The organism is Actinophytocola sp., assembly GCF_036378875.1.
GTDB lineage: Bacteria > Actinomycetota > Actinomycetes > Mycobacteriales > Pseudonocardiaceae > Actinophytocola.
Genome location: NZ_DASUVO010000053.1, coordinates 26,899 through 36,551, shown reverse-complemented (window position 1 = coordinate 36,551; position 9,653 = coordinate 26,899). Strand labels below are relative to the sequence as shown.

Genomic DNA, 9,653 nt, shown 5'->3' with positions numbered 1-9,653 from the left:
GGCCCTTGGTCAGCTGACCAAGGGCCGCGTCGTGTCGGTGATCAGTGCAGCGGGATCCTGACGACCTCGCCGGTGCCCGCGCAGGTGCCGCAGTTGGACACGAACGCGAACCCGTGCCGGATCGCCAGACCACCCGGGTTGGTCAGCCCGGCGCTCGCCACGATCCGCTGGCCACCGCCCGACTTCACGCGGATCAGCGCTCCGGTCGGGTCACCGGACAGCAGGCCGTTGTGCGCGATCTCGAGCACGAACAGGCGGCCCCTGTGGTCGAAACCGATGTCGATGATGTTGGTGAAGCCCTCGGCGTACACCGTCGGCGCCTGACCCGGCACCACCCGGTACACCTTGGCCGCGCCAGGTGGGAACGGGAAGCCGGTCAACTGACCGACGTAGTACGCCCCGTCCGGCCCGAGCGTCACCGAGGTCGGCACGGCCTGCATCGGGATCTGGGTGCCCGGTGGCAGGCCAAGGAACGGCGGCGCGTCCACGAGCACGTCGGGGAACACTGCGAGCGTCGTGATCTTTCCGTGCGCCGACACGCGCAGCAGTGAGTTGCCGCCCGCGTCCGCCACGACCCACCCGTTCCGTACGGCGAGTACGGAGTTCGGGTTGCTGTCTGGCAAACCACCGTCCGGGTTGGCGACCGCCTCGTACGCGGCGATGTCCGCTACCTGCCGCCAGGACCCGTGGTGGGACCCGCGAAGGAGCCAACCGGATGCCTGCTGGCCGAGCGGGGGCAACTGCGCCCGGAGCGCGGGGTCGGCGCCGAGGCCGACGGTGAAGTACACGCGGTCGGAACCCTTCCTGAACGACACGTCGCTCGGGCCGACCGCGTCGGCGCCGTCGGGTGCGGCAAGCGAGGGTAGACCGGTGATCACCCGGGACTGCCGATGCTTCCAGATCTTCGTGATCGCACCGGAGGCGCCGAAGCAGGTGTCGCCACCCTCCGGTCCGGGGAAACACGGCCCAGCGCCACCACGTCCGGCCTCAGCGACGTAGAGCGCCCCGTTGGGCGCGAACGCGAGACCACGCGGGTTGTCCAGTCCCGTCGCGATGACGGTGAACGAGGAGTGGCCTTGCGCGACCCCGGGAGAAATCACAAGTGAGCAAACGGTAGCGGCCGCAGCCGCCACGGCCGCGTAACAGAATCTTCTGGCACGCATACGCGAACCTCTCTTCCCAAAACCCCCTTCACCCCCGCATCCATGTGTTGTCGGGAAAGGACTGTTCGTCGTTTCCGGCGGTGACAACCCGGCAGGGACTGACACACGCGGTACATTGTGGATGTTCGGAGCGTCGCACATGGCTCACCCTCGGCAAACCTGTGCGGCCTGCCGAGGGTGAGTGCTCGCGGTGTTACTTGAGGCCGACGGACACGAAGAACGTCTGCCCGTCGTCGAGCCTGACTCCGATCCGGTAGTAGTAACCGGCGGTCAGTCCCTTGGTCTGCCAGTTGTAGATGTACTGGCCGGCCGCCGGGTCCCAGCGGAAGGCACCGTCCACGGTGGACGATTCGGTGGTGGTCGTCTCGTTCACCGGCGCCGTGGTGGCACCCGCCTTCACCGGTGTCAGGAACTGCGGCGCCGAGGATCGGGCCGCGACCACGGCACCGGCGAGGTTCCTGAGCTGGAACTTGACCGGAACCGTGCTGCCCGCCTTGAACACGCTCGTCGTCGAGCCCGGTTGGATGCCGGGGTCGTTGATCGGCTGCGTGAACCCGCCGAACCGGTAGAGGTTGACGCGGTACCGACCGGACTTGGACACCGAGTTGCCGGCCTTGTCCCGCGCGGTGGCGACGAAGGAGTATTCGCCGACCGCCACGGTGGTGACGGTGACCGCGCAGCTGTCCACGCCGGACACGTCGTCCGTTGCCGAGCATGTCGGCGCCGGCGCGGTCTCGTCGTAGACGGCCCGGTCGGCCACGCTGACCGCCGTGATGGTCGGGATCTCCTGGTCGATGGCGATGCCGCCGACGGTCACCGAGGCGACGTTGCCGGCCCGGTCGGTGATCGTGCGCGTGACGGACTGGTCTGCTCCGTCGGCGCTCAGTGTCACGTCGTCGGGGCAGGTGGTGGCCGGGAGGCCGGACAGCCCGTCGGAGCAGCTGAAGTGGACGGTCACCGGCCTGGTGTACCAACCGTTCGCGCCGGGGGCGCCGCCCGTCACCTCGCCGCGGATGGTCGGCGCGGTCCGGTCCAGCTTGACCACCACCGAGTCCGTGCCGGCGTTACCGGCCACGTCCCGAGCCGAGCCGGTGATCACCCGACCCGCGGTCTCGTCCTGGACCAGGACGTCGGGAGTCGTGGAGCCCGGCTCGACACCGGAGCCCCGGTCGTCGTCGGTCGCGGCGAAGCGCACCGTGACGTCCGTGTTGTTCCACCCGTCGGCGCCTGGCACCGGGCTGACGGTGTGGGTGACCGTCGGCGCGATGTTGTCCCACTTGAGCGCGGCGGTGTTGGGTCGCTCGGCGTTGCCCGCCCGGTCGACGGCCCAGTACCGCACCGTGCCCTCGCCGCTCCCGTCGAGCGGGATCCGGACGGTGGCCGTCGCCGCGGCGACGATCTGCTCGGGGCCGCCGTCCACGCTGTAGTGCAGCTCGGCGACGCCGGACAGTCCGGCCTGGTCGGTGGCCGTGATGACCACGTCCGCGGCGCCACCCGTGCAGTACCCGTTGGTCCGCGTGCAGGTGTTGTCGCTTGTGGACGTCGGCGGGGTGCCGTCGACGGAGATGCCACCGACTCGCACTCCTGGGGTCGCGTTGCCCGCGATGTCGGTCGCACCGTCACCGGTCACCGACTGGCTCGCGCCGTCGCCACGCAGCGTCGTGCTGGAGGGGCAGGAGGCGACGCCGGAACCGGCGGTGCCGTCGGCGAGGTCCGGGTCGGCACAGGCGTAGTCGACGACGACCTCACCCGAGTACCAGCCGGCCGCGTTCGGCGACGTGGTGGCCCTGCCGGTGATGGCCGGTCCCCGACGGTCGATCTGGATGCCGGACACCGCGGCATGCGCGCTTTCGTTGCCCGCCTTGTCCTTGACGGTGAACGGACCCGCGCCGAGGTCGCGACCCTCGCCGGTGAGCACGCTGTCCTCGGGTGTGGTTGTCGGGTCCACACCGGACAACCCGTCCGCGGCCGTCCAGTCGATCGTGACGTCGCCGTTGTACCAACCGCCGCGCGAGTCGCCCACCGGCGCGCCGGACAGGGTCGGTGCGGTCAGGTCGATGTCGACGTCGCTGACGGTCGTGCTGGCGCCCTTGCCCACGCCGTCGGTCACACTGCCGCTGACCTGCTGGTCGGCGCCTTCCTGGTTCAGCACCGCCGGTGCGGTGCAGCCGGCGACCCCGGACTGGGTGTCGGCACAGTCGAATGTCACCGTGACCGGAGTGTTGTGCCAGCCGAAGTCGTTCGCCGCCGGCGACCGGCCGCCCGTGATCGTGGGGTCGGCGTCGTCGATCCACAGTTGGATGGCGTTACCGGTCGCGTCCTCGACGTTGCCGGCCACGTCGACACTCCAGAACGTCAGCGTGTGCTTTCCGGGCGCGTCGAAGGTGAAGGTGCCCGTGTACTCCACCGGGGTGCCGCCGTCCACGGCGTAGAAGGTGTCGGCGACACCGGACAGGCTGTCCACTCCGGACAGTTCGACCTCGGCGGAGTCGGCGTACCAACGGCTCTCGAACGGCTCGGCGACGGTCACGGTCGTGTTCGGCGCGGCCCGGTCGATGGCGATTCCCGACACCGTCGCGGTGACGCTGTTGCCGGCCCGGTCGACGCACGTGGCGGAGGCGGACAGGTTCTCGCCCTCTCCGGTCACCGTGCTCGGTGCGGGGGACTCGACGACACCGGAGCCTGCGTCCACACAGGTCCACGTGACCACGACGTCGTCGCTCTGCCACCCGGTGGCCGACGGGGTGCCGGTCAGCACGGGCGCTGTCTTGTCGACGTTGATACCGTGCACGCCGGCCTGGCTCGAGTTGCCCGCCGCGTCGACGGCGGTGCCTGTCGCGGACTGGTTCGCGCCCTCGCCGAGCACGGTCGGTGCCGAGCAGCTGTCCACACCGGACCCGCCATTCTCGTCGGCGCACGCGTACGTCACGGTGACGTCCTCGTTGTACCAGCCGGCGTCGTTGCGGGTCGCCGCGCTCGTGACGGAGGTGCCCACGGTGGGCGCGGTCTTGTCGACGTTGACCGTGACCGGCACGGAGGAGGTGTTGCCGGCGTTGTCGACGGCGGTGCCGGTGACGGTCTGGCCGTGTCCCTCGGTGGTGACGGTCGTGTTCGGGCCGCAGCTCGCGATGCCGGAGCCCGTCCCGTCCGCGCACGTGAACGTGACGTCGACGTCACCGTTGTGCCAGCCGTTGCCGTTCGCCTCTGGCGACAGCGTGTGGCCGATCGACGGCGGGGTCCGGTCGATCTTCACCTCGACCGTCTTGCTGGCCTCGCTGTTGCCCGCGTTGTCGGTGCTCCAGTACGTCAGGGTGTGCGTGCCCTCCGCGCCGATCGTCAGGCTGGTGCCGGTCTCGACCGGCCCATCGTCCACTGTGTACCGGGTGGTGGCCACACCGGACAGCGCGTCGTGCGCGGTCAGGTCGACCGTGACGCCGGTGTTGTGCCACACGCCGTCGGCGCTCGCGCCCGTGACCGGGGCGGTGCGGTCGATGTCGATGTCGCCGAACGCGGCCGATGCGGTGTTCCCCGCGCGGTCCTTGCCGGTACCGGTGACGGACTGGTCGGCGCCCTCGGTGTCCACCACCCGGTCACCGGCGCAGCTGTCCACACCGGACAGCGGGTCGGCGCAGTCGACGGCGACGGCCACGTCCTGGTTGGTCCAGGTGCCGGCCGCGTACGGCGCACCGCTCGGCAGCGTCGCCGTCGTGGTGACCGACGGCGCGTTCTTGTCGATGTTGATGCCACTGACCGAGGTGGTCTGGACGTTGTCGGCGTTGTCGGTGGCCGTCCCGGTGACCGACTGGCCCGCGCCGTTCGCGGTCAGAGTCTTCGACGCGCCCGTCGTGCCGGCCGCGACGCAGCTCTTGATCTGCGCGAGCGCGTCCGAGCAGGTGAAGGCCACGGTCACGTCGGTGTTGTGCCAGCCCGCCGCGTTGGCCGCCGGGGTGCGGGTCCCGCTGATCGTGGGCTTCACCGTGTCACGCCTGACGACGACCGACGACTCCGGCCCTCGGTTGCCGAGCGCGTCTGTCGCGAAACCGGTGACCGTTTGGCCGGCCGTGTCGGTGGACACCGTGGTGATGCCGGTGGTGGTGCCGCCGCCGACGCCGGTGCCGTCGTTCGCGGTCCAGGACACGTTCACCGTGCCGCTGTTCCAGCCTGCGCCGTTGGGTGCCGGGCTCAGCAAGGGGCTCACCGACGGCCCGGTGTTGTCCAGCAGATATGAGACCGGCAGCTCGGCGGTCTTGCTCTTGCATGTGCTGCCGTTGTCGTTCTCACCGATAATGACCTGCTGGGTCACCGAACCGTCCGCAGTGGACCCGGGCAGGGTGGGGACGGCGATGGTCCAGGCCGCCTTACCGACGGGCGAGGTCTGGAGTGGCACTCCCGCGACGTGGACGCACTTGGCATCCCCATCGGTGTTGACCGTCAGCGTGAGGTTCGTGCCGCTCTTCGCGAAGTACTGACCGCCGGCGGACACTCCACCGCCCGTCCACGCGACCGCGGGCGTGCCGAAGTTGGTGGCGGCCGCGTGCGGGGCGCCGACCAGTAGTAGAGCGCCGGCGCAGGCCGCCGCGAGGGACCTGCGGAAGGGCCGCTGATCTGTTTGCGTCACGTTGCTACTCCAAACGGTCTACACACGTTGAGGGGAACATCGGCAGTTCTCGACCGTGGATTACGGAAAGCAACCAACAAACAGTGAGTAGCCACCCATTCGTGTGATTAGTCGAAGATCACTTGGGCAGATGCCGCGTGACGTAGTCCGAATGGTCCTATCGGGATCCGATGCTGGTGACATACCGTGACGTTCTCGGTGTCAGCGCAGCTGAGTTGAGGGCCGCCGGGCTCACACTGAAGCGGGTGTCACATGAGCGATCTACAGAGCAAGAACCTGCACTCACCTGACGAGGTCCGTCCGTTCCGGGACCACGGCCACGCCGACCTGGTGAACCTCGACAGCGGTCCGGTAGGGCTCGGCACGTTCGAGCCGGGCTGGCGCTGGTCGAACGACGTCAAGCCGATCGCCGGCACGAACAGCTGCGAGGTCAACCACATCGGGTACGTGGTGTCCGGTCGCATGAGGATCGTCATGGACGACGGTCAGGAGAGCGAGGTCGGCCCAGGCGACGCGTTCCACATCCCACCGGGCCACGACGCGTGGACCCTCGGCGACGAGTCCTGCGTCCTGCTCGACTTCGGCGGGCTGAAGGGCTACGCCCAACCGTCCAGCTAGCACCCAACCCTGCGCCTGAGCACGTCAGGACGAGCTCGTCGTGCCCCAGCGGCTCGTCCTGGCGTCCTGCCCCTGGGTCGGGATGGAGGACGCGATGATCGAGACAACACAGGTACCGACCTTCTGCGCGCTGTGCGTGTCCCGGTGCGGCGCCATGGCGACGGTCGCTGATGGTGAGCTCGTCGCGCTCCATCCCGATCCGACCCATCCGACGGGCCGTGCGTTGTGCGTCAAGGGCAAGGCCGCGCCGGAGCTCGTCAAACACGCGGACCGGCTGCTCCACCCACTCGCGCGCACCGCGCCCAAGGGTGCCGCCGACCCGGGCTGGCGGCGGATCACGTGGGACGAGGCACTGGACACGGTCGCCACCCGGCTCCGCGCGCTGGCCGACGAGCACGGTCCCGAGTCGGTCGTCTTCAGCGCGGCCTCCCCGTCGACGTCGGCGACATCGGACTCGGTCGACTGGGTGATCCGGCTGCGTCGCGCGTTCGGCAGCCCGAACCTGTGCGCCTACATGGAACTGTGTGGCTGGGGCCGCTACCTGGCCTCGGTCTACACCTACGGGGCGTCCGTGCCCGGCGAGTACATGCCCGACCTCGACAACGCCGGCTGCGTCCTGTTCTGGGGCTACAACCCGTCGGTGTCACGACTCGCGCACGCCACCAGCACGGTCGCGGCGCACGCCCGCGGCGCGCGCCTGGTCGTGATCGATCCCCGACGGGCGGGACTGGCCGGCCGGGCCGACCACTGGCTGCGTGTCCGGCCGGGCACCGACACCGCCCTGGCACTCGCGCTCACGCACGTGATGATCGAGCACGGCTGGTTCGACGGGGACTTCGTCCGGCGGTGGACCAACGCGCCGCTACTCGTCCGAGCCGACACCCGTCGCCTGCTGCGTGCGAGCGACCTGGTGCCGGCCGGCGACCCCGCCCACTACGTCGGGTGGGACGAAATGGCCGCCGCACCGACCACCTACGACCCGGCGCGTGGTCGGTACACAGTGGACGAGGCACGCCTCGACCTGTTCGGCACGTGCGAGGTCGCGACGGCGACCGGCCCCGTGACGTGCCGGCCGGTGTTCGATCTGGTGGCCGAGCAGTGCCGGCGGATGGCGCCGGACGTGGCCGAGGCGATCACCGGCGTGCCGGCCGCCGACATCGCGGACACCGCACGCACGCTCTGGGAGTCGCGGCCGGTCGCCTACTACACGTGGAGCGGTCTCGAACAACACAGCAACGCCACCCAGACCATCCGGGCGATCAACCAGCTCTACGCGCTGACCGGCTGCTTCGACACCCCTGGCGGCAACGTGCTGTTCGAGACCGTGCCGACCAACGCCGTCGACGGGGCCGAACTGCTCACCCCGGCACAGCGAGCCAAGGCGATCGGAGTGGCCGACCGCCCGCTGGGGCCGGCCAGGTTCGAGTTCATCACCGGCGAGGACTTCTACACCGCGGCGCTCGACGGCCGGCCCTACCGCGCCAGGGCGCTGGTGTGCTTCGGCGCCAACCTGGTGATGGGTCATGGCGACAGCGAACGCGGCCGCGACGCGCTCGCGTCGCTGGACTTCATGGTGCACGCCGACCTGTTCATGAACCCGACGGCCGAGCAGGCCGACATCGTGCTGCCGGTGACGAGCGCGTTCGAGACCGAGGGACTGAAGGTCGGCTTCGAGATCAGCCAGGAGGCACAGTCGCTCGTGCAGCTGCGTGCCCCGCTCGTGCCGCCGCGAGGTGAGGCGCGGTCGGACGTGTCGATCATCTTCGCGCTCGCCACCCGCCTCGGGCTGGGTGAGCACTTCTGGCACGGGGACGTCGACGCCGGACTCCGTCACCAACTCGCGCCGAGCGGGGTGACGCTCGAGCGGCTGCGTGCCGAGCCTGCTGGGGTGCGTCTGCCGCTGACGACCCGGCACCGCAAGTTCGCCGAGCAGGTCAACGGCGGCCCACGCGGCTTCGGGACCCCGTCCCGCAAGATCGAGCTGTTCTCCGAGGTCCTCCTCGACCACGGCTACCCTCCGGTGGCCGAGTTCACCGAACCGAGCCTGAGCCCCCGGTCCCGCCCGGACCTCCGCGAGCGGTTCCCGCTGATCCTGACGTGCGCGAAGTCGCTCTGGTTCTGCGAGACCCAACACCGCAACCTGCCCAGCCTGCGCGGCCGCGCACCCGATCCGCACGTGGAGCTGCACCCCGAAACGGCACGGGCCCGCGGCATCGCGCAGGGCGACTGGGTCCAGGTCGAGACACCTCACGGCAACGTCCGGGCACGCGCCGCGTTGACCACCGGTCTCGACCCCGGCGTCGTCTCCGGACAGCACGGCTGGTGGCAGGCCTGCGCCGAGCTCGGCCTGCCCGGCTACCCACCGTTCGGCCCGGACACCGCCAACCTCAACGCCGTGCTGCGCCAGGGACCGAGCGACCCGATCAGCGGCAGCTCACCGCTGCGCGCCGGAGTGTGCCAGGTGACCAGGGCGGACTTGGTCAGCAGCCCTTGAAGTGGGCGTCCGCGGACCAGCCGGCGTTCGCCCAGGACCGCGGCTCGGCGGGAGTGATGCCGGAGAACAGCTTCGCCAGCTCGGTGAGCAGCCAGTTGGCGAAGCGCGCGGCTCCCTGCGGGCAGGTGTGGATGCCGTCGGCGCTGCGGTCGACCTTGCCGTCCCTGTCCCGCTGATAGGTGCCACCCCACACCGCGTCGGCGTCGAGCAGGTTCGCCTTGCCGCCGGAGCCGGTCGCGACCGCGCGGGCGACGTCCGGGGCGCGCTCCAGGTCGGCCATGTGCGGCCGGTAGAAGTCGTCCGGCCTGATCGGCGGTGAGGTGACGAAAACCAGTTTCGCGCCGGCCTCGGTCACCGTGGCCAGCAGCCGGTCGTAGCCGGCCCGCTGCTCCTGCTCGGTGCCCCAGTCGTAGGTGGTGAGCTGGTAGACGACCACGGAGGGCTCGGCGGCGGCGATCTGCTCCGGCAGCTTCTTCCAGTTCTCCTCGGAGAACGGGCCGACGACGTTCCCGCCGCCGTCGGAGGCGATGGAGGAGAACTCGACGCCACTGGCCTCGAACGCGGCGGCCAGCGGCAGCGCCTCGCCTGCCGCGACGGAGTCGCCGAGGAAGAGCACCGTGGTCAGGTCCCGTCCGGTGGGTTGTCCGGTCCCGGTGGACTGACCGGACGAACAGGCGGCGGTCAGCAGGAACAGGCCGAGGACGAGACTTCGTGTCTTGGTCATGGCTTCGACGGTGCCGCCGCCGTGTCCCGGTGCCTC

The 9,653-nt window shown here is 70.2% G+C and carries 5 protein-coding genes; 2 read left to right on the top strand and 3 right to left on the bottom strand.

What is annotated here, in order from left to right:
• Positions 1–41: 41 nt before the first annotated feature.
• Both VF106_RS15960 and VF106_RS15955 read right to left on the bottom strand, forming a co-directional pair.
• The gene (locus VF106_RS15960) at positions 42–1,100 is read right to left on the bottom strand and encodes a ScyD/ScyE family protein (protein WP_330840495.1); all 1,059 of its coding nucleotides are present in this window, start codon (positions 1,098–1,100) and stop codon (positions 42–44) included.
• A 256-nt stretch (positions 1,101–1,356) separates the two neighbouring features.
• Positions 1,357–5,781, bottom strand: a complete 4,425-nt coding sequence (locus VF106_RS15955; protein ID WP_330840494.1) for an OmpL47-type beta-barrel domain-containing protein — start codon at positions 5,779–5,781, stop codon at positions 1,357–1,359.
• A 252-nt stretch (positions 5,782–6,033) separates the two neighbouring features.
• On the opposite strand from VF106_RS15955, the gene VF106_RS15950 reads away from it, so the two are divergent.
• Entirely contained in the window at positions 6,034–6,399 is a 366-nt protein-coding gene (locus tag VF106_RS15950; protein ID WP_330840493.1) for a cupin domain-containing protein, read from the top strand.
• A 94-nt stretch (positions 6,400–6,493) separates the two neighbouring features.
• On the top strand, positions 6,494–8,893 hold the full coding sequence (locus tag VF106_RS15945) for a molybdopterin-containing oxidoreductase family protein (protein ID WP_330840492.1): 2,400 nt from the start codon (positions 6,494–6,496) through the stop codon (positions 8,891–8,893).
• On the opposite strand, the gene VF106_RS15940 is transcribed toward VF106_RS15945, so the two are convergent.
• On the bottom strand, positions 8,880–9,617 hold the full coding sequence (locus VF106_RS15940; RefSeq protein ID WP_330840491.1) for an SGNH/GDSL hydrolase family protein: 738 nt from the start codon (positions 9,615–9,617) through the stop codon (positions 8,880–8,882). The genes VF106_RS15945 and VF106_RS15940 overlap by 14 nt on opposite strands.
• Positions 9,618–9,653: the final 36 nt, after the last annotated feature.